Annotated in this window: 22 protein-coding genes; 13 read left to right on the top strand and 9 right to left on the bottom strand. The window is 66.0% G+C overall.

What is annotated here, in order from left to right; all coding sequences use genetic code 11:
• Positions 1-31: 31 nt before the first annotated feature.
• The 3 genes from ACTU6U_RS12770 to imuA' are packed head-to-tail and all read right to left on the bottom strand — an operon-like array spanning position 32 to position 5696.
• Positions 32-3436, bottom strand: coding sequence for an error-prone DNA polymerase (locus ACTU6U_RS12770; protein ID WP_443469482.1), 3405 nt, complete (start codon positions 3434-3436; stop codon positions 32-34).
• Positions 3436-4962 (bottom strand): DNA polymerase Y family protein, encoded by a 1527-nt coding sequence (locus ACTU6U_RS12765; RefSeq protein ID WP_443469481.1) that lies wholly within the window; start codon positions 4960-4962, stop codon positions 3436-3438. The genes ACTU6U_RS12770 and ACTU6U_RS12765 overlap by 1 nt, the downstream gene beginning before the upstream one ends.
• Positions 4959-5696, bottom strand: a complete 738-nt coding sequence (gene imuA', locus ACTU6U_RS12760) for a DnaE2-dependent mutagenesis accessory factor ImuA' (RefSeq protein ID WP_443469480.1) — start codon at positions 5694-5696, stop codon at positions 4959-4961. The genes ACTU6U_RS12765 and imuA' overlap by 4 nt, the downstream gene beginning before the upstream one ends.
• A 125-nt stretch (positions 5697-5821) precedes the next feature.
• On the opposite strand from imuA', the gene ACTU6U_RS12755 reads away from it, so the two are divergent.
• The 7 genes from ACTU6U_RS12755 (at position 5822) to ACTU6U_RS12725 (ending at position 12477) form a co-directional block, all read left to right on the top strand.
• On the top strand, positions 5822-6301 hold the full coding sequence (locus tag ACTU6U_RS12755; protein WP_443469479.1) for a prepilin peptidase: 480 nt from the start codon (positions 5822-5824) through the stop codon (positions 6299-6301).
• Positions 6302-6317: 16 nt separating this feature from the next.
• Complete coding sequence (locus ACTU6U_RS12750) at positions 6318-6530, top strand: response regulator (protein ID WP_443469478.1); 213 nt, start codon at positions 6318-6320, stop codon at positions 6528-6530.
• On the top strand, positions 6520-7158 hold the full coding sequence (locus ACTU6U_RS12745) for a CYTH domain-containing protein (protein ID WP_443469477.1): 639 nt from the start codon (positions 6520-6522) through the stop codon (positions 7156-7158). Before ACTU6U_RS12750 ends, ACTU6U_RS12745 begins: the two co-directional genes overlap by 11 nt.
• Before the next feature lie 62 nt (positions 7159-7220).
• Complete coding sequence (locus tag ACTU6U_RS12740; protein WP_443469476.1) at positions 7221-8375, top strand: type III polyketide synthase; 1155 nt, start codon at positions 7221-7223, stop codon at positions 8373-8375.
• The gene (locus ACTU6U_RS12735) at positions 8375-9088 is read left to right on the top strand and encodes a methyltransferase domain-containing protein (RefSeq protein ID WP_443469475.1); all 714 of its coding nucleotides are present in this window, start codon (positions 8375-8377) and stop codon (positions 9086-9088) included. The genes ACTU6U_RS12740 and ACTU6U_RS12735 overlap by 1 nt, the downstream gene beginning before the upstream one ends.
• Complete coding sequence (locus tag ACTU6U_RS12730) at positions 9075-10184, top strand: FAD-dependent oxidoreductase (RefSeq protein ID WP_443469474.1); 1110 nt, start codon at positions 9075-9077, stop codon at positions 10182-10184. Before ACTU6U_RS12735 ends, ACTU6U_RS12730 begins: the two co-directional genes overlap by 14 nt.
• A gap of 22 nt (positions 10185-10206) precedes the next feature.
• Positions 10207-12477 carry a TIM-barrel domain-containing protein gene (locus ACTU6U_RS12725; protein WP_443469473.1) on the top strand — a complete coding sequence of 757 codons (2271 nt, stop codon included), beginning with the start codon at positions 10207-10209 and terminating at the stop codon, positions 12475-12477.
• A gap of 13 nt (positions 12478-12490) precedes the next feature.
• Here ACTU6U_RS12725 and ACTU6U_RS12720 read toward each other — a convergent pair whose 3' ends face one another.
• Genes ACTU6U_RS12720 through ACTU6U_RS12710 form a run of 3 tightly spaced genes read right to left on the bottom strand, consistent with a single transcriptional unit; the run spans position 12491 to position 15569 of the window.
• Complete coding sequence (locus ACTU6U_RS12720; RefSeq protein WP_443469472.1) at positions 12491-13000, bottom strand: DUF6578 domain-containing protein; 510 nt, start codon at positions 12998-13000, stop codon at positions 12491-12493.
• 48 nt (positions 13001-13048) lie between these two features.
• Entirely contained in the window at positions 13049-13948 is a 900-nt protein-coding gene (locus tag ACTU6U_RS12715) for a diacylglycerol/lipid kinase family protein (RefSeq protein ID WP_443469471.1), read from the bottom strand.
• Position 13949: 1 nt separating this feature from the next.
• On the bottom strand, positions 13950-15569 hold the full coding sequence (locus ACTU6U_RS12710) for an FAD-binding oxidoreductase (protein ID WP_443469470.1): 1620 nt from the start codon (positions 15567-15569) through the stop codon (positions 13950-13952).
• Between the two features lie 20 nt (positions 15570-15589).
• Here ACTU6U_RS12710 and ACTU6U_RS12705 point away from each other — a divergent pair, with 20 nt between their 5' ends.
• A complete protein-coding gene (locus ACTU6U_RS12705; protein ID WP_443469469.1) occupies positions 15590-16201 on the top strand; it encodes a TetR/AcrR family transcriptional regulator in 612 nt (203 codons plus the stop codon).
• Positions 16198-17772 (top strand): glycerol-3-phosphate dehydrogenase/oxidase, encoded by a 1575-nt coding sequence (locus tag ACTU6U_RS12700; RefSeq protein ID WP_443469468.1) that lies wholly within the window; start codon positions 16198-16200, stop codon positions 17770-17772. The genes ACTU6U_RS12705 and ACTU6U_RS12700 overlap by 4 nt, the downstream gene beginning before the upstream one ends.
• 71 nt (positions 17773-17843) lie before the next feature.
• Here ACTU6U_RS12700 and lpdA read toward each other — a convergent pair whose 3' ends face one another.
• On the bottom strand, positions 17844-19241 hold the full coding sequence (gene lpdA, locus ACTU6U_RS12695) for a dihydrolipoyl dehydrogenase (RefSeq protein ID WP_443469467.1): 1398 nt from the start codon (positions 19239-19241) through the stop codon (positions 17844-17846).
• 9 nt (positions 19242-19250) lie between these two features.
• Positions 19251-19895 (bottom strand): copper resistance CopC family protein, encoded by a 645-nt coding sequence (locus ACTU6U_RS12690; protein WP_443469466.1) that lies wholly within the window; start codon positions 19893-19895, stop codon positions 19251-19253.
• A gap of 99 nt (positions 19896-19994) precedes the next feature.
• On the opposite strand from ACTU6U_RS12690, the gene ACTU6U_RS12685 reads away from it, so the two are divergent.
• The 3 genes from ACTU6U_RS12685 to ACTU6U_RS12675 all read left to right on the top strand — a co-directional run bounded on the left by ACTU6U_RS12685 (position 19995) and on the right by ACTU6U_RS12675 (position 21815).
• On the top strand, positions 19995-20483 hold the full coding sequence (locus ACTU6U_RS12685; protein ID WP_443469465.1) for an FHA domain-containing protein: 489 nt from the start codon (positions 19995-19997) through the stop codon (positions 20481-20483).
• Positions 20483-21172 (top strand): transcriptional regulator FtsR, encoded by a 690-nt coding sequence (gene ftsR, locus ACTU6U_RS12680; RefSeq protein ID WP_443469464.1) that lies wholly within the window; start codon positions 20483-20485, stop codon positions 21170-21172. The genes ACTU6U_RS12685 and ftsR overlap by 1 nt, the downstream gene beginning before the upstream one ends.
• Before the next feature lie 97 nt (positions 21173-21269).
• The gene (locus ACTU6U_RS12675) at positions 21270-21815 is read left to right on the top strand and encodes a MerR family transcriptional regulator (RefSeq protein ID WP_443469463.1); all 546 of its coding nucleotides are present in this window, start codon (positions 21270-21272) and stop codon (positions 21813-21815) included.
• A 69-nt stretch (positions 21816-21884) separates the two neighbouring features.
• Here the strand turns inward: ACTU6U_RS12675 and ACTU6U_RS12670 are convergent, their stop codons facing one another.
• A complete protein-coding gene (locus ACTU6U_RS12670) occupies positions 21885-22697 on the bottom strand; it encodes a ParA family protein (RefSeq protein WP_443469504.1) in 813 nt (270 codons plus the stop codon).
• A 94-nt stretch (positions 22698-22791) separates the two neighbouring features.
• Between ACTU6U_RS12670 and ACTU6U_RS12665 the strand changes: the two genes are divergently transcribed.
• Entirely contained in the window at positions 22792-26199 is a 3408-nt protein-coding gene (locus ACTU6U_RS12665; protein ID WP_443469462.1) for a pyruvate carboxylase, read from the top strand.
• Positions 26200-26219 lie beyond the last annotated feature (20 nt).

The raw sequence follows: 26219 nt of genomic DNA, 5'->3' as shown, positions 1-26219 counted from the left end.
TCGAACCTAATCGCTGCGGAGGCCTCTGGGCTCAGCGGAAGTCGCGGGATCGGTGCTCGATTCCGGTGCGCAGATCCTCGAAGGCATCGGCGAGCACGTTGATGACGCCCTCGGGCGAACGCTCCAGAATCCCACGCACGATGAGGGCGGGGGATTCCCGGGCGATATGGCGATAGCGGGCCCACACCCCGGTCGAGCAGACCACGTTGACGAGGCCATGCTCGTCTTCGAGGTTGAGGAAGGTGACTCCTGCCGCGGTGGCAGGACGCTGCCGATGGGTGACAAGGCCCGCGACCTCAATGCGCCGACCGACCTCGTGGTCACGCAGCTGCGCGGCGGTGATCACGCCGCGTTCGTCCAGCGCTGTGCGGAAGTGCGTCATCGGGTGGTCGTCGATCGAGACACCGGTGGTGGACAGATCTGCCGTTAGACGCTCATAGCTGCTCTGATCGGTGAACAGGGGTGGCTGTACAGACACGGTCGTGCCTGGCAGATACCGGGCACGGTCCTCAGCGGCGGCTCCCGCCAGCCATACGCCCTCGCGGCGGCTCACCCCCAGACACTCGAAGGCCCCTGCGGCCGAGAGTGCCTCCAGCTGCGCTGCCGTGGCATCCGTTCGCCGGACAAGATCATGCAGATCCTGGTACGGACCGTTCAGATCGCGTTCGGCGGCGATACGCTCTGCCATCGGTTTGCCGATGCCGCGCACGCTCAGAAGCCCGAGCCGCACGGCAAAGCCCCCATCGCGGCGATGCGCTGCCGATTCATCGGGCACTTCCCTGTGGAACTCGCCCGGGGGCGGCTGCTCGTACACGGCACAGGAAGGGAAACCGGTGGGAGCAGGATCGATGGAAGCATCCAACGGTTCCAGCGTCGCTCCCGCTGCCGAAGCGTGCAGATCGGGCCGCCGCACCTGCACCCCGTGCCTCCGGGCATCGGCCGTGAGCGTGGCAGCAGAGTAGAAGCCCATCGGCTGTGCATCAAGGAGGCCAGCGAGGAACGCGGCCGGATAGTGCAGCTTGAGCCACGAACTGGCATAGACCAGCAGCGCGAACGACAGCGAGTGCGATTCGGCGAACCCGAAGTTCGAGAACGCCTGGATCTGCTCGTAGATGCGATCGGACTGCTCCGGTGAGAGACCGTGCCGCGTCATGCCGGCATACAGTTTGTCGCGGATGCTGTCGATCCGCTCCAGTCCGCGCTTGGAGCCCATCGCCCGGCGCAGCGTGTCGGCCTCGTCAGCGGTGCAGTCGCCGATCGTCGTCGCCATCTGGATGAGCTGCTCCTGGAAGACTGGTATCCCCATCGTGCGCTCCAGCACGGGCTTGAGCGCCGGATGCGGGTAGGTGACCTCGTCGATCCCCATCTTTCTGCGCACGAAGGGATGCACCGCACCACCCTGGATGGGGCCGGGGCGGATGAGCGCGATCTGGATGGCGAGATCGTAGAACCGCCGTGGCTGCAACCGGGGGAGCAGCCCGATCTGCGCGCGGGACTCGACCTGGAACACCCCGATCGAGTCGGCGCGACAGAGCATGTCATAGACGGCCGCCTCTTCTTTGGGGATGGTCTCGAGCTTCCAGTTCTCGCCGGTTGCCGTAGAGATGAGATCGAAGCAGTTCTGGAGGGCAGCGAGCATGCCGAGTCCCAGCAGATCGAACTTCACCAGCCCCATCCAGGCGGCGTCGTCCTTGTCCCACTGGATGACCGTGCGATTGTCCATCCGGGCGTGCTCGACCGGAACGACTTCACCGACGGGACGCGCGGTGAGCACCATCCCGCCGGAGTGGATGCCGAGATGCCGAGGTGCCTTCAGCACCTCACCGGCGTACTCCAGCACCGTCTCAGGAATATCATGACCGTCGATGGGGGAGAGATCCGCACCCCAGCCATCGACCTGACGTGACCAGGCGTCCTGCTGACCAGGAGAGTAGCCCAGCGCCCTGGCCATATCGCGCACGGCATTCTTCGGGCGGTACTGGATGACGTTCGCCACCTGCGCCGCGCGTTCGCGCCCGTACTGTTCGTAGACCCACTGGATGATCTCCTCACGTCTGCCCGAGTCGAAGTCGACATCGATGTCGGGTTCTTCTTCGCGAGTGCTCGCGAGGAAGCGCTCGAAGGGCAGCCCGTACAGGATCGGATCGACGGCGGTGATGCCCAGCAGATAGCAGACCGCGCTCGCCGCAGCCGACCCGCGTCCCTGACAGAGGATGCCGCGGCGCTTCGCCTCGGCGACGATGCCGTGCACGATGAGGAAGTAGCCGGGGAAGTCCTTCTCATCGATCACGTTCAGCTCGCGTTCGATGCGGGCCCGGCCTGCGTCATCGAGCCGTGGATAGCGGAGGGGAACGGCCTCCCACACCAGATGGCGCAGCCAGCTCATCGGAGTGTGTCCGTCCGCCACCTTCTGCTTCGGCAGGGCGGGGCGGGCACGACGCAGCTCGAACGCCGACTCCTCGGCGATCTGCAGCCCGTGCGAGATCGCACCGGGATAGCGGCGGAACCGCTCGGTCATCTCCGCCCCGCTGCGCAGATGCGCTGACCCGTGCGATGGCATCCAGCCGTCCAGATCGTCCATGCTGCGCACCGCGCGCACTGCGGCGACGGCTTCGGCGAGCTCGGCACGGTGCGGCGCCGCGTAGTGCACATTGTTCGTCGCCACCACCGGAAGACGGTGAGCTGCCGCGAGATCAGCGAGAGCATCGTTGCGGCGAGAATCTTGCGGATCACCGTGATCAAACAGCTCGACGACCACGTTGTCCTGCCCGAACAGATCGACAAGACGCCGCAGCGGAGTCTGCGCATCCCCGTGAGCGAGCCCTTGGCGCACGCCACCCTTGCGGCAGCCGGTGAGGATCGTCCACTGCCCGTCGGCGCTCGCCGCAAGGTCGTCGAGATCGTAGACCGGGCGCCCCTTCTCGCCTCCGCGCAGCTGGGCGCGGGTGATGGCGCCTGCGAGCCGGTGATATCCCTCCATACCGCGAGCGAGCACGAGCAGATGCTCGCCGACCGGGTCGGGAACGCCGCCCTGCGGGGCAGGGAGCCCCAGCGAGAGTTCAGCGCCGAAGATGGTCTGCAGCTGGATCTTCGGGTTGCGGGTCATCATGAGGTCAGCGGCCTCGGCGAACCTCGCTGCACCGTAGAAGCCATCGTGATCGGTGATCGAGAGTGCGGTGAGGCCGAGGCGCACGGCCTCGGCGAGCAGATCCTCTGGGGGAGAGGCGCCATCGAGGAATGAGTATGAGGTGTGCGCATGCAATTCGGCGTAGGGAACGGCGTTCTCTGGTGGCTCAGGCGGTGGCGGTGGCGCAGTTCTGCGTCGATGGCTGATCGGACCAGGATCGGTCCTGATCATCGGAGGTTCGGCGGAGCCCCGGCCGCTGAGCGTCTTCTCGAGTTCTTTCCATGACATCGCCGGGTTGTGGAAGCCCATCAGCGATACCTCCCCTCGATCCACCAGGAACCGCCCTCCCAGAGGACGAGCCAGGCTCGCTGAGAGTCATCGACGATCTGGAACCGCTGAGCGGAACGAGCGTGATCGGCATCCCAGGTCCTCTCCCGCAACGGCCATGGGCCGGCCCAGCTGAGCACGCCGGCATCTTCGATCTGAACCGGGGGTGCAGACAGTGCTCCTCGTTCGTTGACAGAGGGAGCTGTGCCGTCGGCTGCTGTCACGCTGGCAGGCAAAGGCGGAGCGAACACTTCAGAGGGGAGCGGGCTGGGGAGGCTCCCAGGCCAGGGCAGCGCAGCATCTCGCAGGTGCGGTGTCTTGTCTCCCCACGGTCGGAACAGCTGACGTTCAGCGAGTCGGCGTCCGCCCGTGACCTGCGGGGTGACAACGCCACGATGACCGAGCAGGGCCTGCACGCGCGATACGGCATGGTGCAGGCGCTGCTCGGGGCCCTGCCCGAACAGTCCTGGCTGGTGGTGCGTGCTGTCATCGACCCGCGTCGGGGTGATCCGCACCTCGAGGATGCCGGCGCCTGCCCGCTCGGTGTCGGCGAACGTGCTCGCTATCCCCTCGAGCTGCCAGCGCACTCGGTCGATCAGATCGCTGGCTTCGAAAGAAGTCGGATGCATCCATGCCCGGGAGGAGACGCCGCCATCGTCATCGGTCAGATCGATGCGCACCTCAGTGCACACCTGCGAGAGCTCGGCGAGGCCCGCGGTGACGGCATCCGCTGTCTGGCGCACCGCGAAGGCCACCTGCTCGGCCTGCGCGAGCGGACTGTCGAAAACGATCTCACGCGCGAGCTGCGGCTCAGGGGCCTGCGGTATCAGCGGCCTGGAATCTGCACCCGCTGCCAGATCGTGCAGCCGCACGCCGCGCTCGCCGAGTCGATCGCGCACATGACTGACTTCGAGGGTGGCGAAATCGGCGAGCGTGCGTACTCCGAGCTTCGTCAGCAGTGCGGTGATCTGCTCATCACCCAGTATCTGGACGGGAAGAGGAGCGAGAAAGGCACGTGATTCGCCCTGATCGACCACCCGCACGGGGTCGGCCAGGCGAGCGGCCTGTTCAGCGGTGAACAGACCGTCTGCGACCCCGGCACGCGATGCGGGGTGGGAATGCTCTGCAAGAGTCTCGATGAGATGCCGTGCGGCGTGCTCTTCGCCCCCGTAGTAGCGGGAGGCCCCTCGGGCCCGCAGCGCGATCAATCCAGGACGCAGCGGCTGGATCCCCGGCACGAGCTCTTCGAGCAGGCGGAGCACAGGCAGGAACATCCGCTGTTCCTGCAGGGGATCAGCGTGGAGAATCCGCAGACCGGGAGAGTTCGTCTGGGCAAGCCTGCGGCGCTGACCGCGCCGAACTCCCTGCGCTCTGGCAGATGCGGAGCAGGCGACGACGGTGTTCGCCTGCACGACGGCGACCGGCTCATCACCGGGTGGTGCACCGAGCGCTGCGCGCACCGGCCAATCCGGCAGCCACAGCACCAGATGGCGTGGAGGGGCACTCATCCGGCAGCCGCCCAGCGCTCGGAGGCGGGCAGCGGTGCCATCGGACGCAGGGGAGCGGGTGCGGCATCTACCCGACCGAGCGAGGTCGGCATCTGCACCCGCACCCGCCGCCCGGACTCGAACCGTCGGCCCGATGCGCGCAGAGTCACGGTGCGATCCGAGAGCAGCCCCCACCCGGAGCCGAGGCCGTGCCACTCGGTCGTTTCGACCGTGATCGTCGCCTCGCTCTGGGGCCAGGGCGCGGTGACCAGGAGGGTGCAGCTCCGATCGCGCAGGCGTGCGTTCAACCGAGCGATATCAGCATCTGCGACGCGACTGCGGGGATGGACGGCGATGATCGGGATCACCTCAGAAAGAGCAGTCGCGACCGTGAGCCAGCGCTGGCCGGGGTCGGGCACGAGCACGAGGCGCTCGAGATCAACGCCGAGATCGCTCATCGCCTCGACGCCGATTGTGGGCATGCCGATGATCGCGCACCAGGACCCCTTCTGTGACGGCGCAGCAAGCAGTGCGCCGAGCAAGCTTGGCGAGGGCGAGATCGAATACGAAGAACCGACCCGCAAGCCGCCATCGGGTAAGAGCCCCTCGAGCGCGGGGTCGAGCGGGAGGAGGGGCGCATCGCTGCGTCGCCGCTGCATGCGGGAGATCTCGCTGCGCAGGCGATGCACCTCTTGCGCGCGGAGAGCCGTGCTGGCAGGAGAGAGAGCCGTGGGGGCGGGAAGTGCGTTGCCCATGCATCCATCCTCGAAGATAACTACGAATAAATCAAGTGATGCATTGATAGTAATTCGTACATCGGACATCGAAGTTATCCACAGGGCAGATCCGCGGCATCCGCGCTTCTCGTAGCATTTCGGGCATGCCATCCCCGTCCCCGTACGACATCGCGGTCATCGCCGTGCACGTGGGGTTCGCCGGTATCGGCATATGGCTGCTTGTGATCGATGCGCACACGCACCGGTTGCCCAACCGCATCGTCCTGCCGACCCTCGCAGCGTCTCTCGCGCTGGTCGGCGTCGACGCGCTCGTGACCGCACGCACCGGTGCGCTGATCAGCGCGCTGGTGGGCATGCTGGTCCTCGGCGGCTTCTACGGTGTTCTCCGCGGCATGAGCAAGGGCGGGATCGGTGGGGGAGATGTGAAACTCGCAGCTCTCATCGGGCTGCTGCTGGGATGGCACGGCTGGCAATCGTTCATGATCGGCGCCGCATCAGCCTTCATTCTCGGAGCCGTCTACGCTCTCGTGCTCATGGCATTGCGCCGAGCGGATCGGTCAACACGCATCGCGTTCGGACCATGGATGATCATCGGCGCCGTGCTGGGCATCGGGATCGGGTGAGGACTATGGTGAGCACATGGCAATCGCACGACTTCACGGTGGCCCGCTCGACGGGCAGGTCGTCCCCATCGAGGACGCCGATGACAAGCTGATCGTTCCGTACAGCGAGACACAGGTGGTCTACAGCCGCCGAGGAGAGCCGCAGAACACCGGCTCCAGCGATGGCCCCACCGAGATCGATTACTGGTACGACGAGGCGCTTGAAGATCTCACGCTGAATGATGACTGAGGCCGGCTCCTCTTCAGCCGAGCCATCACGCACGTTCGAGATCGAGCGCAAGTACGACGTCGGCGTCGATACGCCTCTGCCGTTATGGGAGGGGATCCCCGGGGTGACGGCGGTCACTGACGGTGAGCTTCGAGTGCTGGACGCGCGCTACTTCGATACCGCGGATGTCACGCTCTCGAAAGCCGGTGTGGCATTGCGGCGCCGCACAGGCGGCCCCGACGCAGGCTGGCACATCAAGGGTCCGCGTGAAGGTGATGGGCGTCTCGAGATCGGCTGGCCGCTCGGCGACGATGAGAGCATTCCGGATGCTGTCGCAGACACGCTGGCACGGTGGAGCACAGCGCCGCTGAGTCCGCTTGCTCGCATCGAGAACGATCGCACCGCGTACTTGCTCACCGGAGACTCCGGCGTCATCGCGGAGTTCGTCGACGACCGCGTTCGTGCCACTGATCTGCGACAGAACGTCGAGAGGGAATGGCGCGAGTGGGAGGTCGAGCTGGGGCCCGCAGCTCCTGCTGATGCTGCCGGGCGCGACGCACTGTTCACCGCGATCGAGGTCGTCGTCTTCGCCGCAGGGGGTCGCACCGCGGCGTCCGATTCCAAACTCGCCCGCGCACTGGGTCACTGACGGCATCGGGCGTCTGACGCAACCCCCTTCTGCGCGGCGGCTCGGCATGCTTGAGTGGCCCCATGAGCCACTCTGCCATCCTGCGTTCGCTCCAGACGATCGTTCCGAGCACGACGCTGCGGCAGGAGGAGGTTCGCGACGTCTTCGCCGCCCAACCTGATCTCGGCAGGCTGGCGAAGCGCATCGTGACCGCGTCGTTCAACGGCTCAGACATCGATACCCGGTACACGGTGCTCGATGAGCTCTCATTCTCCTCGACAGCGGAGAGCTCGCAGTTCTTCGACCGTGAGCACGGGGTGCTGCTGTCACCGAGCACGAAAGTGCGCAATGAGATCTACGTGCGCGAAGCGTGGAAGCTCTACGTCGATGTGGCCCGTCGAACCCTCGAGGCCGACCCGGATATCACCGCGGCCGACATCACACATGTGATCACTGTGTCGTGCACCGGTTTCTACGCGCCCGGGCCCGACTACGAGATCGTGCGGGCGCTCGGGCTGGCAGACAGCGTGGAGCGCTATCACTTCGGATTTATGGGATGCTACGCATCGATGCCCGCACTGCGAGCGGCCGCCCAATTCTGCGCGGCGAATCCCGAAGCTGTCGTCCTCGTGGTCAGCGTCGAGCTGTGCACACTGCATCTTCGGTCATCCGAGGATCCTGACATGATCGTGGCGACGTCGCTGTTCGCGGATGGGGCCGCCGCAGGTCTCGTCACTGCACGTGCCTTCGATTCTGCTGTGCCCGGTTTCGCGCTCGATCGCTTCCACACCGGGATCATTCCAGACGGGAAGAAGGACATGGCGTGGATGATCGGCGACGAGGGGTTCGAGATGGTCCTCTCTACCGCGGTGCCGCAGCTGATCGGTGACAACATCTTCGATGCTCTTCGACCCCTCTATGCTGCCGATGCCGCGCTCGTCGGCGCCTTCGATGAGGACGGGATCGGCGAAGCGGTGGCGCACTGGGCGATCCACCCGGGAGGGCGAAGCATCCTCGACAAGGTCGAAGAGCACCTGAAGCTGTCCGAGCGGCAGCTTCACCCCGCGAGAGAGGTGCTGCGTCAGTACGGCAACATGTCGAGTGCGACCGTGCTGTTCGTACTGCGGCGCATCCTCGAGGAAGAGGGGGCGCGTGATGGTGAACGGGTGACGGCGATGGCGTTCGGTCCCGGGCTGACAGCGGAATCAGCACTGCTGACGGTCATCGCGCCGCTCTGATGGTCGATCTCTCGTCGCGCGCGGTTGAGGAGCGCGAGCTGATGGACGATCCGGACGCCGATGTCCGGATGCTGGAGCGGACGTACGAGCGATTTCCTCTCGTGAATGCCGTGGTGTCGCGATGGAAGACCGTGTACCGACATGACATCCGGCCCTTCGCGCGGCGCAGGCCGATCCGATTGCTCGATGTGGGCGCCGGCGGTGGAGACGTGTCACGCGCGCTCGCCGGATGGGCGCGTCGTGACGGTCTGCAGATGTCGGTGACGGCTCTGGATGCCGATGCCAGGGCGATCCGATGGGCGAGTGCGCGCGGGGGCGACGTCGAGTACCGCTGTGCGCACACGAGTGAGCTGGTCGCGAACGCAGAGCGCTTCGATGTCGTGGTCTCCAACCATCTGCTGCATCATCTGACCGGTGGCGAACTGCCCGACCTGCTGAGCGACTCCGTCGCGCTCGTGGCTGATGACGGACTCGTTCTGCACCGAGACATCGCGCGCAGCGGCTTCGCGTACCGGTCTTTCCGAGCAGGGACCTGGCCGTTCGCGAAGAACGTGTTCGCCGACTCGTTCATCCGTGAGGACGGGCTCACCAGCATCCGTCGCTCGTACACGGCACACGAGATCACCGCCAACGTTGCGGACGGCTGGCAGGTGCGACAGCGGTTCCCCGCCAGACTCGAGCTGCGCTGGGAGGCGTGGGATGCCCGACCATGACGTCGCGATCGTGGGCGCGGGACCGATCGGCCTGCTGCTCGCCTGTCTGCTCGCCCAGCAGGGGATCGATGCGGCCGTGTTCGAGGCGCGCGACGGAGCCGATCACCGTTCTCGGGCGATCGGCATCCACCCACCAGGCATCGCGGCCCTTGACGCGTCGGGAATCGGGGCGGCGGCGCGCGAGGAAGCGCTGACGCTCAGAGGCGGCGAGGTGATCAGCGAAGGGAGGGTGCTCGCATCGCTGGAGTTCACGGCGAGACAGCGGGTGCTGATCCTGCCGCAACATCGCACGGATGCACTGCTCAGGCAGCGCCTGTGCGAGCTGAACGGCAACGCGTTGCGCGTCGGACACACTGTCTCCGGCGTGCATCCCGAAGGCGACAGGGTGCGGCTGAGGGTCGACGCCGCACGAGACAGTACGGCATCGTTCGTCATCGCCGCCGACGGCGTGCGCAGCGGCATCCGACGCCTCCTCGGCATCGACTGGCGCCCTCAGCGTGGCCGGGGCTGGTACGCCATGGCCGACATTCCCGATACCGAAAGCAGTCCGCGTGCACAGCTGCACTGCGAGCTCGGAGGGCTCGTGGAGTCCTTTCCTCTCCCCGGTGACAGGCGACGCTGGGTCGCCTGGGATCCGCACCGCGAACTCGGCGACGCTTCTGCGTTCACGAACGCGGTTCGGCAGCGCACCGGCATCCCTCTCTCGCTTCCTGACCGCGTCCAGCCGACCGCATTCCATGCCCGGCAGCATCGCGCGTCACGTCTCGCCGAGGGGCGGATCGTCCTCGTCGGGGACGCCGCGCACGAGACCAGTCCGATCGGCGGGCAGGGGATGAACCTCGGCTGGGCGGCGGCGAGACGCCTCGCCCTCTCCATCGAGCGCTCCCTGCGCGAACAGCATCCTGAGTTCGGCGACTATGAACGATCCGCCTTGCGCTTAGCCGCTCGCGCGCAACGTCGCGCCTTCTTCTACATGACGATGGGAAAACCGGTCCCTGGCCCGGTCGGTCTCGGGCGGAACGTGCTGATCCGGATGCTCGGCACGGCCCCGCTGCGCGGGCGCACAGCCGACATGATCACGATGCAACGGCGATGAGCCGCATACCTATACTGAGCGTGTGACCGTCACCGAAGCCGCGCCGCGCCGTCGTGGGCGCATCGGACGCCGGATCGGTCTCGGCATCGTCGCGCTCCTCGCCGCCGCTGCGATCTTCGGTACCGTATTCATCATCGTGAAGCTCCCCGCGCCGGCGACGGCTCTCACAGATCCGCCGCGGGGTGACCTGATCGTGGATACTGCAGAGGGCGAGTGGCAGCTCGGAGAGTTCACCGTGCGCCTCGACGACGCGCTGCATGTGACGCATCCGGATGCTGCGGCGCCCGTGTGGGAGACCGTGCCGGGCGATTCTTTCCTCACCGCAGCCGACTCAGAGGCGCGGTTCCTCGATGATCTCGGTCTGGTGCGCGTGAGCGATCACCGCGACCGTGCGTGGGGTGAGCAGCATGTGGCCTCCGCCCAGATCGGTGCGGATGGCGCGCTCATCCTGAGCGGCACTCTCGAAGACGTCGACGCCATCGCCTGGGAGATGCGTCTCAGCGAGGGGGCATCCGGACGGCTGGATGCCGCCATCTCTGTGGACCCCGCGGCGAACAGGCTGTACGTCTCTGCGGCGCTGGAGTCTGACGAGGGCGTGCACGGTCTCGGTGCGCAGTCGGCGGGGTGGGACCTGCGCGGCAACCGAGTCCCACTCATTCCGCGCGAGCAGGGCATCGGTAGAGGAGGGCAGCCGCTCTCGTTCCTCGTCGACCTCGCAGCCTCTGCGGCTGGTGGGCAGGATACGACCTATCTGCCGAGTGCCGTGAACGTCACCGATCTCTCTCGCAGCCTGGTCTACCGAGGTGAGGCGATCTCCTCCGTGGATCTGCGGCCCGACGACCGCATGATCTGGGAGGTCTGGAGCAGCACTGCAGATTTCGCGGTAGCCGCAGCCGGTACGCCAGCACAGTCGGTAGCGACCCAGTCCGGGTGGACGGGCGCCGCCGCGCCGCCTCCCGCATGGGCGTCGACCGGAATGATCGCCGGTCTGCAGGGCGGCACCGACGAAGTGCGCGCGAAGGTGACGACGCTGCAGGAATCGGGCGTTCCACTCGCCGCGGTCTGGCTGCAGGACTGGGTGGGGCGGCGCACCACGGATTTCGGTGAGCGGCTGCAGTGGAACTGGAGTCTCGACCACGAGCAGTATCCGGGCTGGGAGACGCTGGTGGCCGATCTCGACGCACAGGACATCCGGGTGCTCACCTACGTCAACTCCTTTCTGTCGGCCGACAGCGGTGCGGCATCCGCGGCGCGCGGCGGACGTGATCTGTACGCTGAGGCCGCTGCTGCCGGCTACCTCGCGCTGGATGCGGACGGCGCGGTGCTCGACGCCGACCAGCACGGGTTCACCGCGGCGACGGTCGATCTGTCGAATCCTGATGCTCGGGAGTGGTTCGCGCAGGCTATCGCCGACGAAGTCGCCGGAGTCGGAGCATCGGGATGGATGGCGGACTTCGCGGAGGGACCGCCCCCGGAAGCTGTTCTCGCTGGAGGGATCGGTGCGGACTGGCGCGTGCAGTGGCCGACGCTGTGGCAGCAGGTCAATCAGCGTGCGCTGGCGCTCGCAGGTCTGAGTGAAGAAGGGTTCGTGTGGCATCGCAGCGGCGGCACTCTGTCTGCGGGGCAGGCCGACGCGTTGTGGCTGGGGGATCAGGCCCAGGACTGGTCGCGCACGGACGGCCTCGCATCCACGGTCACACTGACGCAGTCGCTCTCAGCGAGCGGGATGGCACAGGTGCACGGCGATATCGGCGGGTATACGAGCGTCGATCTGCCGGTCATCGCGGATGTCGTCCGTGACGATGAGCTCGTCGTGCGGTGGGCGGAGGCGTCGCTGTTGCAGCCGGTGTTCCGCACGCACGAGGGCAACCGGCCCGCTTTCTCCGCGCAGCCTGCGGAGGACGCCGAGCTCGCTGCCGTGCTCGGCGACCTCAGCCGGGTGTTCGTCGCACTCGCCCCGGAACGCGGGCGTCTCACCGCACAGGGGCCGCTTGCGGGAGCAGCTCAGCATCCCTGGATGCTGGCGCCCTCGGCCGAGCTCAACGGCACAGCGGACGACGAGCTCCAGATGGGGCCCGATGTGCTTCTGGCGCCGGTGCTCGCCGCCGGGGCGACGACGGTCGAGGTGGTCTTCCCACCCGGCCGCTGGCAGAACATCTGGACCGGAGAGGTGTTCGGCGAACCGACCGCCGTCGTCAACGAGATGGTCGACGCGCCTCTCGGGCAACCCGCGCTGTTCGTCCGTGAAGGAACCACCGTGGCGAGCGAGCTCGCCGAATTCGCCGCACAGTGAGCATCGATCGGGGCTAACTCTCGTCGACGTCGACGAACCACCCAGCCAATGCGTGCCCGGGCTGCAGTGCAGGCAGAGGCTCAGGCGCCACCCCGACACCGCCCACGCTCTCAAGGGCGGCGCTGTGCGGCACCGGCACGGACTCTGTGACGTAGCGTGATGGCTGCGACCCCGCGAACGCTCCGTTGCCGAGTTCGAGTCGGTTCATCGGCCATTCCTCACCGTCCGCAGGCATCACGGCATCCGAGGGAGCGCCGTGCCCAGGGCGACGCAGCGTCCTGCGCTCCGTGATCTCGTGAGTGATCGCGTGTACGGCGACCACGCGTCCGCGTACCCGGTCGGTGAATTCCGATTCGTGGTGAGACTCGATCGCGTCGACGGTGCTGATGAGCTCAGGGGCGAGCATGTCGGCCATAGCCGGATGGGGCGTTCGAGACCGAATGCCGAAGTCCACCTCGTCGCCGACGGCGAACGGATCACCGCAACAAGCCCATTCCCATCGTTCCAACCACACTCGCGTCATGCGGCCACCCTACCGACTGGCCGCCGATTCAACTCCACGTGGCTGAGGTCACCCCGGCAGCAGAATGCTGAGCGCCCCGGGGATCACGCGGATCCGGACGCTTTCGGTGCCGATGCGCTCGCCGTCGGCGTACATGAGGAGCCCGGGAGCTGATACTTCGATCTCGCGTCCTCGCATTGTCGTAACCTGGGGCAGACTCACGTGCGTGCCGCGCAGCAGATGCGGGAAGAACCTGATCAGCTGGAACCTGCCGACCGGGGCGATGTGGATGACATCGAACAGGCCGTCATGCGGGTCGGCGTCCGGGCAGATCGGCATCCCGCCGCCATAGGTGGGCGTGTTTCCGATCGCGATGAGGATGCCCTCCGCGACGGGGGCCTCAGCGCCATCAACGCGCAGCGTGGAGTGCATCGGTGCCAGCCGGATCAGCTCGATCAGCAGGGCGAGGTAGTAGCGCGCGCCGCCGCGCGGCCAGCGCAGGCGGTTCGTGCGTTCGCTCACTTTCGCGTCGAAACCGAGTGCGGCGATCGTGAGAAAATGTGCCGTTGTATCCGGTGAGATCGCCTCGCCGATATCGAGCGAACGCCGGATGCCGTCGAGGGCAGCATCAGCGGCATCGGCCGTCGCATCATCGGATCCGAACGCAATCCCCAGCGCGCGGGCGAGATCGTTGCCGGTTCCGGCGGGAACGAGAACGAGGGGGATGTCGGAACCCGCCAGCACATCGACCACGCTCGCGAGCGTTCCGTCACCGCCGACGATGACCAGGGCATCGGGGTGGGCGGCGACGGCCTTCTCCGCGAGCCGTCGAGAATCCGATGGTGAAGTGCCGGTGTGCACCACCGGGTCGATGCCGCGCGCTCGCAGCCGGGCGATCGCCGCTTCGCCGCGCGATGCACCCGCGCCGCGCCCGGCGGCGGGGTTCACGAGAACATGGATGTTGCGCATGTCAGTCGGCCGAAGCGGTCGAGATCAACGCGCCGGGGTTCATGATGCCGGTGGGATCCAACTCGGTCTTCAGCGCACGAAGAATCCGGATGCCGCCGTCGCCGACCTCCTGCGCGAACCACCGTGCGTGATCGCGACCGACGCCGTGGTGGTGACTGATCGTGCCGCCGGCGCTGAGGATCGCATCATTCACGCGTGATTTGATCGCATCCCACTCGGACAGCACGTCGCCTCGCAGATTCGCGATGACGGTGAAGTACAGTGCGGCACCGGTCGGGTAGATGTGCGAGATGTGGCACATCACGAGCGACTTGGTGTCGTGATCGGTGAAGCCCTCGCGGAGCGCTTCGGTCACGGCAGACTTCAACCGCGCCACATCCGCCCATACAGCGGCAGTCTCCAGCGTCTCGCAGAACACCCCGTGATCGAGCAGAGCGTCACGCAGATACGGCGCTCCGAATCGTCCTTTCGCCCATTCTTCGGCTGGGGCGGTGCCAGTCGAACGACCGCCTGCGGCGATGAGGACGCGCTTGGTCATGGCGTGCCGTGCGGCAGCGATCTCCGCATCGCCCTCGAACACGGTGACGGCGCTGCATCCCTTCGACAGCGCTTTGCCGATCTTGCCGTGCTGAGCGAGGCCGATTCCCGTCTCCGCCTCATCAGACAGGCGGATCACGGTGGGGCCAGTGCCCAGTTGAGCAACGCGGCGCAGAGCATCGACGCCCGATGCGAAGTCCGGGAACGACCAACCCTCGTGGATGCGGGTCTGCGGCATTCGGTGCACGCGCAGGCTCAGTTCGGTGATGACACCGAGAATTCCTTCGGCTCCGAGGAAAACCCGCATCAGATCGGGGCCGGCCGCGGAGCCTGGTGAGCCCCCGAGCGCGACCTCTCCGGTCGGCGTCGCTACCCGCAGGGCGGTGACCATGGCGTCAAAGCGACCATTACCGGCTGAGTTCTGACCGGAGGAGCGCGCAGAGGCGAAGCCGCCGAGCGTGGCGTAGAGGAAGCTCTGCGGGTAGTGCCCGAGCTCGAAGCCGTGCTCAGTGAGCAGACGCTCGGCTTCAGGGCCGGTGGTTCCCGCGAGGAACCGTGCTTCGCCGCTCTCCTCGTCCAGATGCAACAGGCCGCTCAAGCGCCTCAGATCGAGGGCGATCACAGCATCGTGGTCGCCGCGCTCGGGGGTCAGCGCTCCGACGACGCTTGTTCCGCCGCTGAAGGGCACAACGGCGAGTGAGTGGTCGGCAGCCAGCCTCAGAATGGCCAGGACTTCGTCATGACCGCTCGGGGAGACGACGGCGTCCGGAGTATCCTGAACGGATTCTCTCCGATGAATGAGGTCGATCGTCGACTTGCCACCGGAATGCTGGATACGGGCGTCGTCCTCTGTCGTGACGAAGGAATCGCCGACGATCGCCGCGAGAGCGGAGCGAGCCTCGAAGGAAAGTGCTGACGGAGTCAGGCGAACCTCTGCGAGGGCGACGGCTGGGGCTGGGCGCTGAATCCGCCCGATCATGGTCGGCAACAGGGCGCGCACGGCGAGAGGAAGATCCTTGGCGAGTGCAGGGTCGCCCCATCCGTTCCAGCGCATCGCCGCGGCCGGACTCGTTTCGGTCGTCATGCGTTACAGTGTGACACATTATGGAAGATCGTCAAGCAGTTCTGGACTCGTCGATCGAGTCAGAGATCCCGACCTGGGATGAGTCCGATGCGCACATCCTGGATAAGGCGGCAGCCCTCATCGCCACCCGCGGAATAGCCCGGCTCACGATCGCCGAACTCGCGCGCGAAGCACGAGTGAGCAGACCGACGATCTACCGGCGCTGGGCGAGCGGCGACGAAGTGGTGCGTGCGACGCTGCTCCGCCAGACCTTCTTGATCATCCACCGCCTCTCGTCGGAGGTCGATACCCGGCAAGATCTCGTCGATCAGACGCTACTGTTCACGGATCTGTTCAGCGCCGATCCGGTGTTCGGTCACCTCCTCGCATCCGAGCCCGAGGCATTCACGCAGTACAGCCTCGAGCGGATCGGATCCAGCCAGCGCGTCATGCTGCGGTGGCTCGGGGAGGCCATCGACCGATGTCAGGCCGGCGGAACGGTGCGCGCTGGCAACGCAGATGAGATGTCCGTGATGCTCCTTCTCATCGTGCAGTCCGCCGTGCTCTCCCACAACGCCGTGTCGTCTCTCATCGGGGCATCCTCGTGGCGCTCGGAGCTCTCGCGAGCCGTGGACGGGTACCTCAAGCCATGAGCGCCGAGCGGGGAGTGCGAGCCTCAGCGATGCTGAACGCTGCGCGACGTTCGCGGGAACTCGACATGCTCGCGAACACGGGGCGTGTGGATGTGCTGGTCATCGGCGGAGGCGTTACAGGAGCGGGAGTCGCCCTGGATGCCGCGAGCCGAGGACTCTCCGTCGTGCTCGCAGAAGCCCACGATCTCGCTTTCGGAACGAGCAGATGGAGCTCGAAGCTCGTCCACGGCGGGCTACGCTATCTCGCCTCCGGTGACCTCGCTGTCGCTCACGAGAGTGCTGTGGAACGTCACCTTCTGATGACGAGGGTCGCGCCGCATCTGGTCCGAACGCTCCCGCAGCTCCTACCGTTCGTCGACGGCATCTCGATGAAGCAGCGCGTCCTCGGCAGTGTGGGCTTCCTCCTCGGCGACGGGATGCGGCGAGCCGCACGCACCCCGAGCGCCCTGCTGCCGCAGCCGATGAGAGCATCCGTCGCTGAGGCCGTGGCGATGTTCCCTGCGGTGAGCAGGCGTGGCATCCGCGGCGGAATGGTCGGCATGGATGGGCAGCTCATCGATGATGCGCGACTGGTCACTGCGATCTCGCGGACGGCTGCCGCGCACGGGGCGAAGATCCTCACCCGCGTGCGCGCAGCGGGAGTCACAGGCACAGGAGCGACGCTTCACGACGCGCTCAGCGGCGAATCCGTTCAGGTCGATGCGCGGGTCGTCATCAATGCGGCCGGAGTGTGGGCAGAAGAGCTCGACCCCGACGTGCGCCTTCGGCCGAGCAGAGGCACCCACCTCGTCCTGGATGCTGCGACGCTCGGAAATCCGACCGCAGCCCTCACTGTCCCGCACCCCGGATCGATCAGTCGCTTCGTCTTCGCCCTCCCTGTTCAGTTGGGGCGCGTCATCGTCGGACTCACCGACGTCGATGCGCCAGGGCGCATCCCCGATGTGCCGATGCCCACCGATGACGAGATCGATTTTCTGCTGGCCACGCTGTCGCGCGCGCTCGAGCGCCCGCTGAGCCGCGGTGACATCCGCGGCTCGTTCGCGGGCCTCCGCCCGCTCGTCGAAGCTCGGGTAGGGGAATCGACCGCTGATATCTCTCGCCGTCACCGCGTCGAGGTCTCGTCGAACGGCTCCGTCGGCATCCTCGGCGGCAAACTCACGACCTATCGCGCGATGGCGAAGGATGCTGTCGATCTCGCGTGCCGACACGCGGGGCTGTCCGATCCCGGATGCCGCACCGACCGCCTCCCGCTCGTGGGCGCGCCGGGGTCACCTGTTCCCGTCACCGGTACGGATACTCTCCGTCCGTCTTCGGCCACTCTGCGCGCTCGTTTCGGTTCGGAAGCGGCATCCGTTCTGACATCCGGAGGGTCCGGCGGCGCGCAGCGCGTCGCGGACGGGATCGATGTCATCCGCGCCGAAGTGGCGTTCGCCGTGCGCGCGGAGGGCGCACTCGACGCTGATGACGTCCTGGATCGGCGCACCCGCATCGGTCTCGTGCCCGACGATCGGGAAGCCGCGGTCGACGTCGTCGCGCGGGTGGTCATCGAAACGCTCGCAGCGCTTCCGTGAGAAGAGGGATGCAAGAAGAAAAACCCGGCCGAGTCGAACTCGATGGCCGGGTTTTCCTTCTGCGCTGACTGCTAGAAGTTGATCATGTGGCCGGCAAGGCCGTGGAAGCCCTCCTGCAGCGCCTCAGACAGCGTCGGGTGCGTGTGCACGTTGCGAGCCAGCTCGAGCGCGGTGAGGTCCCACTTCTGCGCAAGCGTCAGCTCGGGCAGGAGCTCGGACACGTCAGGCCCGATCATGTGGGCGCCGAGCAGCTCGAGGTGCTCGGCATCTGCGATCATCTTGACGAAGCCGACGGGCTCGCCGAGTCCGTGTGCCTTGCCGTTCGCCATGAACGGGAACGTTACGACCTTGATCTCGTGGCCCTCGTCCTTGGCCTGCTGCTCGGTGAGGCCGAACGAGGCGACCTGAGGCGAGCAGAACGTCGCACGTGGCATCATCCGATAGTCGCCCAGCGTCTGCGTCTCGGCGCCGCCGATCGTCTCGGCAGCGACAACACCCTGTGCCTCGGCAACGTGTGCGAGCTGCAGCTTCATGGTGACGTCGCCGATGGCGTAGATGCCCTCGACGTTCGTGCGCATGTGGTCGTCGATGTCGATCGCACCGCGTTCGGTGAGCTTGACGCCGGTCTTGTCGAGACCGTAGCCCTCGACGTTCGGCGCGAAGCCGACCGACATGAGCACCTTGCCGGCGTCGATGGAGGCCTGGTTGCCGTCCTTGCCGGTGTAGGTGACGGTGACGGACGAGCCGTTGTCGACGACCTTCTCAACCTTGGTCGAGGTGAGGATGTCAACGCCGTAGTTCTTGTACTGCTTGGCGATCTCCTTGGACACGTCAGCATCTTCATTCGGAAGAGCGCGGTCGAGGAACTCGATGATCGTGACCTTCACGCCGTAGTTCGTGAGGACGTAGGCGAACTCCATGCCGATCGCACCGGCGCCGACGATGACGATCGACTCGGGCAGGTCACGGGTCATGATCTGCTCTTCGAAGGTGACGACGTTCTCGCTGAGTTCGACGCCTGGGAGCAGCCGAACCTTTGAGCCGGTCGCGATGATCACGTTGTCGAACGTGACCTCTTCGGTCGTGCCATCGGCCTTTGCGACCGAGATCGCCTTCGGGCCGGTGAATGTTCCGCGACCGTTGTACTCGGTCACCTTGTTCTTCTTCATCAGGAAGTGGATGCCCTTGACCCGGCCATCGGCGACTTCGCGCGAACGGTCGAACGCCTTGCCGAAGTCAAGAGTGAAGTCACCCGAGATGCCGAAGAACTCTGCCTTGTGGTTCAGAGTGTGGGCGAGCTCCGCGTTCTTCAGCAGAGCCTTCGAGGGAATGCAGCCGACATTGAGGCACACACCGCCCCAGTACTTCTCTTCGATGATTGCGGTGGAGAGTCCGAGCTGTGCACTGCGGACTGCGGCGACGTACCCGCCGGGGCCCGCGCCGAGGATGACGACGTCGTAGTGTGGCATGCCTTAAGCCTATCGCTCTGCGGGGCTGTCAGTTTCGGATTGTGCGGGCTTGCGGCGACGCAGCAGAAGCACGAGCACGAACACGACGACCAGCAGCACGACACCGCCGGCGATGAGCCAGCCGGGGGAAAAGGAGCTCATGGATTCCATGTTCGGGTCTTCTGCCGGTGCAGCGCTCTGGGTGACCTCTGGCGCAGGAGCGACCGTCTCCTCTGCCGTGGGCGCGGCGGACGGTTCAGGGGAGGGCAGAGTGCTGTTCTCAACGGTGAACTGGAATTCTCCCGAGGTCGGATGCCCGTCGCTTGAGACGACCTTCCACAGCACGTGGTACGCACCGGCATCAGCCTGCGACACGAGAGCCTGCGTCACCATCGCGCCGTCCACCGTGGCAGGGCCGTCGGTGACAGGCTGCCCGGCGGCATCGGTCACCGCGATCTCGGTAGAGCCGTCGCCATCGATCAGCGCCGCGCTGAACGTCAGAGTGAGTGCGTCAGGCAGCGTCTCGACCGTCGAATCGGCGGCAGGGCTGGACTCGACGAGGGCGTCGTGGGCAGCTGCTGGCTGAGGCCAGGCGAACAGAAACGCGAACGCGACCAGGAGAGCGGCAGCGAGAACGACCGGACTGACGGAGTGTCGAGAAGTGAGAGTGCGCACACCCCCACCATATGAAACAACGTTGTGCGCGGTCTGAGTCATACAGAGCCTCGCTCCGGGGTCGATGGATCAGTTAGTCTGGGGCGGAGGAGGGCTACCGTGACAGATTTCGAAAGCCAATCGGCCCGCAGCGCCGCCATTCACCGGGACGGCGAGCAGCGGCACGACGCCACGCAGACGTTCGGACACGATTCCGACCTATCTTTCGTTCCCTTCGGTGCCGAGCTCACCGAGGTCGAACAGGCTGCAATCGCGGCGCTTCCTTCGGGATCTGCGCTGCTGCTGGTGCGCTCCGGCGCCATGGCTGGAGCCCGGTATCTGCTCGACACCGCCGTCACGACGATCGGCCGTCATCCCGAAGCAGACATCTTCTTCGACGATGTCACGGTCTCGCGCCGACACGCTGAGATCACTCGGTCAGACAAGAAGTCTTTCGAGATCATCGACCAGCGCTCGCTCAACGGCACCTATGTCAATGGTGAGCGTGTGGACCGCGGCGGCCTGGCCAACGGCTACGAGCTCCGCGTCGGCAAATTCCGCCTGAACTTCTTCGTCTCGCCTGCAGATATCAACGCGGCGACTGAGTAATGGCGCCACTCCACGCCCGCGATCGCTCTGCGTCTGCGGGGCTTCTGAGTATCGGACAGGTGCTCGCCCGGCTCACGCCTGAGTTCCCAGATCTCACCTCGAGCAAGCTGCGATTCCTCGAGGTGCAGGGTATTGTCAGCCCCTCACGGACCGAGTCGGGCTATCGCAAGTTCTCGCAGTCCGACATCGATCGACTGCGTCTCGGGCTCACTCTGCAGCGTGACCACTACCTTCCGCTGAGCGTCATCCGCGAGCAGTTGGACCAGGCGCAGGCCGGAAACGATGGCGGCCTGAGCCTCGCACCGCCTCCCTCGATCGCACCTGCTCCCAGGCGCTACCGTCGCGAAGAGCTACTCTCAGCCGCAGGCGCCGGTCCCCAGATCCTCAACGACGCGATCAGCACCGGCATCATCAATGCCGCAGAGACCTACCCGGAATCGATCGTCACGCTTCTGCGTGGGCTGGTTGCACTGGATCGGCACGGCATCGAACCGCGACATCTGCGTACGCTTCGCCAGAGTGCCGAGCGTGAGGTCTCGCTCATCGAGTCGGCGATGTCGGCGCTGCTGCGCAGAACTGATGCCACTTCGAGAGGGAAAGCGCGCGAGATGGCGCCCGAACTCGCAGCCAAGATCGACGACGTGCGCGCCGCTTTCGTCAAAGAAGCACTCGCGCGAGTTCTTTCGTAACGAACAGGTTGCGACACACCTTCGTGTCGGCGTGGATGTCATTGCCCGGCATGGGGCACTGCTCTAGCGTGGAGGTAGGCCAAAGAGAGGAATTCAAATGAGTGCGGATGAGCGTGCAGGCGACCCGCGGTTCGTTACCGAACTCCTCTTCACGGACGGTCTTCCCGCCATGGATGACGAGGTCGGCTACCGCGGTGCGGTCGCTGCTCGTGCTGCGGGGATCACGTACCGTCAGCTCGACTATTGGGCGCGCACTGAACTGGTCGTTCCGACCGTTCGCGGGGCGAGCGGTTCTGGTTCGCAGCGCATGTACGGCTTCCGCGACATCCTCGTCCTCAAGCTGGTCAAGCGACTCCTCGACACCGGGATCTCCCTGCAGCAGATTCGTGTCGCCGTCGATCAGCTGCGTGCCGCTGGCATTCGTGACCTCGCCGGAACCACGCTCATGAGCGATGGTGCATCGGTCTACCTCTGCACTTCGAATGACGAGGTCATCGACCTGGTCAGCCGCGGGCAGGGCGTCTTCGGCATTGCCGTCGGCAAGGTGTTGCGTGAAGTCGAATCGACGCTCGTCGAGTTCGACCCGACTGCGCCCGACCCGGTGGACGAGCTCGGCGCGCGTCGCGCCAAGCGCACCGCGTAGAGCCGAGCGCCACGCGCCGCTGGCATCGTGCACCGCTGAGCGCCTTATGCAGCGCAGCTGGCGCTGACGTCAGGCCTGCGAGCCGGTCTCAGGGACAGGTACGCGCCCGGTGCGGACGATACGGTCCAGCAAGAGATCGAAGTCGGCGGCAAGTTCCTGAGCGGAATCTCCCGGCCAGATGTGCAACGGCTTCGCGGCGCCCTGCGCCTGCTGCAGCGACGTGCGCTCCGGCAGCTGCGGCGAGAGCACGAGCGGACCGAACATGTCTCGGAGTTCCTTGATGCGGAACTGGTGCTCGATGGACTGTGGACGCACGCGGTTCACGACGATCCCGAGTGGCTGAAGCCGTGGGGACAGCCCGCGGCGGATCTCTTCGATCGCGCGCAGCGCACGGTCGGCCGCGGCGACGGAGAACAGTCCCGGCTCAGTGACCACCATCACGCGATCGCTGGCAGCCCACGCGGTGCGGGTCAGCGCATTCAGCGAGGGAGCGCAGTCGATGAGCACGAGGTCGTAGTCGCTCTCGACAGAGGCAAGGGCCTCTTCGAGCTTCCACACATCGCGAACGCTCGGGTGAGGGCCATCGAAGTTGATGGCGGATGGGCTGCCGATGAGCACATCGATGGTGCCGGGGTGGACCTTTGCCCAGCCGCTGGAGGTGATCGCCTGACGGACAACCTTCTCTTTGGGGTTCGCGAGAACATCGGCGATGTTGAGACGTCCAGCGATCTGGATGTCCATTCCGGTGGACACATCGGATTGTGGATCGAGGTCGACGACGAGGGTACGAACACCCCGGGCGAAGGCCGCTGAGGCCAAGCCGAGGGTTACGGTCGTCTTGCCGACGCCGCCTTTGAGGGAGCTGACGCTGAGTACGTGCACGAACACCACGTTACCTTCCCCTAGGCTTGGAAAACACTCAGCCCCCGCCCCGTGTGCGTCAAGAGCGTCGCATAACGAGCTAACAGAGGTGTGCATGTTTCAGAAGATCCTTGTGGCCAATCGTGGTGAAATCGCGATCAGAGCATTCCGAGCAGCAGTCGAGGTGGGTGCGCGCACGGTCGCGGTGTTCCCCTATGAGGACCGCGGTTCGCAGCATCGCCTGAAAGCCGACGAGGCCTATGTGATCGGTGAGCGCGGGCATCCTGTGCGCGCATACCTGGATGTGGACGAGATCATCCGCGTCGCTCTGGAATCGGGCGCCGATGCCATCTACCCCGGGTACGGATTCCTCTCGGAGAACCCAGAACTGGCCGAGAAGGCTGCCGCGAACGGCATCGTCTTCGTCGGCCCGCCCTCGAACGTGCTCGAGATGGCAGGAAACAAGGTCGAGGCGAAGCGCCACGCGATCGAAGCAGGCGTGCCGGTGCTTCGATCGACCGCAGCATCCGCTGACGTCGACGAACTGGTCGCGCAGGCCGACGATATCGGATTCCCGATCTTCGCCAAGGCCGTCGCCGGCGGCGGCGGCCGAGGAATGCGACGGGTGGAGACGAAGGCCGAACTGGCCCCCGCACTGGCTGAAGCCATGCACGAGGCGGAGAGCGCGTTCGGCGATCCGCGCATGTTCCTCGAGCAGGCCGTCGTGCGCCCCCGCCACATCGAAGTGCAGATCCTCGCCGACAAGACCGGCGAGACGGTTCACCTGTTCGAGCGAGACTGCTCTGTGCAGCGTCGTCACCAGAAGGTCGTCGAGATCGCACCGGCGCCGAACCTGGACGACAACATCCGCACGGCTCTTCATGACTACGCCATCGCCTTCGCGCGTTCGATCGGCTATGAGAACGCCGGAACCGTCGAGTTCCTCCTGGAGACGGCTGGTGAGCGCACCGGTGAAGTCGTCTTCATCGAGATGAACCCGCGCATCCAGGTCGAGCACACCGTGACAGAAGAAGTCACAGATGTCGATCTCGTGCAGGCGCAGCTGCGGATCGCCGCGGGCGAGACGCTCGCCGACCTCGGTTTGCAGCAGCGCGACATCCGCCTGCGCGGTGCGGCACTGCAGTGCCGCATCACCACCGAGGACCCCACACAGGGGTTCCGGCCCGACACCGGAAAGATCACCACGTACCGTTCGCCCGGCGGCGCAGGCATCCGTCTCGACGGCGGTACCGTGCACCAGGGCGCGCAGATCAGCCCGCACTTCGACTCGATGCTCTCGAAGCTCACCTGCCGCGGACGCGACTTCACGACGGCGGTCGCCCGTGCTCGTCGGGCGCTGGCTGAATTCCGCATCCGCGGTGTATCCACCAACATCCCCTTCCTGCAGGCGCTGCTTGACGATGAATCCTTCGTCGCCGGTGACATCAGCACGTCGTTCATCGATGAGCGACCCGACCTCCTGCAGGGGCGCGTGTCCAAGGACCGCGGCACGAAGCTGCTGAACTGGCTCGTCGACGTCACCGTGAACAAGCCCAATGGCGCTCACCCCGGTACAGCCGAGGCCGTGACGAAGCTGCCCGACATCGATCTGAGCGTCGAGCCTGCTCCGGGCTCCCGGCAGCGGCTGCTCGAGCTCGGGCCCGAGGGGTTCGCGAAGAGCCTCCGCGCTCAGACGGCGCTGGCGATCACGGACACGACCTTCCGCGACGCGCATCAGTCACTGCTGGCGACTCGTGTCCGCACCCGCGACCTCGTCGCGGCGGCCCCGTACCTCGCCAGGCTCACCCCAGGGCTGCTCTCAGTCGAAGCGTGGGGCGGGGCAACGTACGACGTGGCGCTGCGCTTCCTCGGCGAGGACCCCTGGGAGCGGCTCGACAAGCTCCGTGCGGCGCTGCCGAACATCAACATCCAGATGCTGCTGCGCGGGCGCAACACGGTCGGCTACACGCCGTACCCGACCGCAGTGACCGAGGCCTTCGTGGCTGAGGCTGCGGCGAGCGGCATCGATATCTTCCGCATTTTCGACGCTCTCAACGATGTCGAGCAGATGCGTCCTGCCATCGACGCAGTGCGTGCCACTGGCACATCTGTCGCAGAGGTCGCCCTCTGCTATACCGGGGACCTGCTGAACCCGGCCGAGGACCTTTACACGCTGGACTACTACCTGCGCCTGGCAGAGCAGATCGTCGATGCCGGTGCGCACATCCTCGCGATCAAGGACATGGCGGGCCTCCTGCGCCCGGCTGCTGCTGCGAAGCTTGTGACGGCACTGCGCGAGCAGTTCGACCTGCCAGTGCACCTGCACACTCACGACACTCCTGGCGGCCAGCTGGCGACTCTGCTCGCGGCCAGTGCCGCGGGCGCAGACGCAGTGGATGCGGCATCCGCCCCGCTGTCCGGCACGACGAGCCAGCCCTCGCTGTCGTCGCTCGTCGCCGCCCTCGCGCACACTGATCGCGACAGCGGCATCGATCTGGACAGTGTCTCGGATCTCGAGCCCTACTGGGAAGCGGTCCGCAACAAGTACTCGCCGTTCGAGTCCGGCCTCCCCGGCCCCACAGGGCGCGTGTACCACCACGAGATCCCCGGCGGTCAGCTCTCCAACCTGCGCCAGCAGGCGAAGGCGCTGGGGCTCGCCGATGACTTCGAGCTCATCGAAGACATGTACGCCGCAGCGGATCGGATCCTCGGCCGTGTGCCGAAGGTGACGCCGTCGTCGAAGGTCGTGGGGGACCTCGCGCTGCATCTTGCCGCGGTCAAGGCGGATCCCGCCGACTTCGAAGCGAATCCGGAGAAGTACGACGTTCCCGATTCTGTGGTGGGTTTCATGGCTGGCGAACTGGGGGAGCTCCCCGGCGGATGGCCAGAGCCCTTCCGCAGCAAGGTGCTTGCCGGGCGCGAGGTGCGGTCCGGGTTCACCGAGATCTCGTCTGACGACGAGAAGGCACTCGCGGGAACAAGCGAGGAGAGACGGGCACGCCTGAACGCTCTGCTGTTCCCCGCACCGACCCGTGAGTTCGCGCAGCAGCGGGAGCTGTTCGGTGATCTGTCTGTGCTCGACACCGGCGACTACCTCTACGGCTTGGTCCAGGGTCAGGAGCACCTCGTCGAGATCGATCGTGGAGTGCAGCTCTACGTCGGACTCGAGGCGATCGGCGAGGCAGACGATCGCGGTATGCGGACGGTCATGACCACGCTGAACGGACAGCTGCGTCCGGTTTTCGTCCGTGACCGTTCGATCGCTGTGGATGCGCATGAAGTCGAGAAGGCAGACACCTCCAAGCCGGGACAGGTGGCTGCGCCGTTCTCCGGAGTCGTCACGCTGAAGGTCGAGGTCGGCGCAGAGGTGAAGGCCGGTGAACCGGTCGCATCCATCGAGGCGATGAAGATGGAAGCGGCCATCACCGCTCCCGTCAGCGGCGTCATCGAACGTCTCGCGATCGGTCCCACACAGCAGGTGGATGCGGGTGACCTTTTGGTCGTGATCACTCCAGCCAAGTAACCTTGTGCGGGCGACACGAT

The organism is Microbacterium zouquanmingi (assembly GCF_052266695.1).
GTDB lineage: Bacteria > Actinomycetota > Actinomycetes > Actinomycetales > Microbacteriaceae > Microbacterium.
This window is presented reverse-complemented; position numbering and strand designations above follow the sequence as displayed.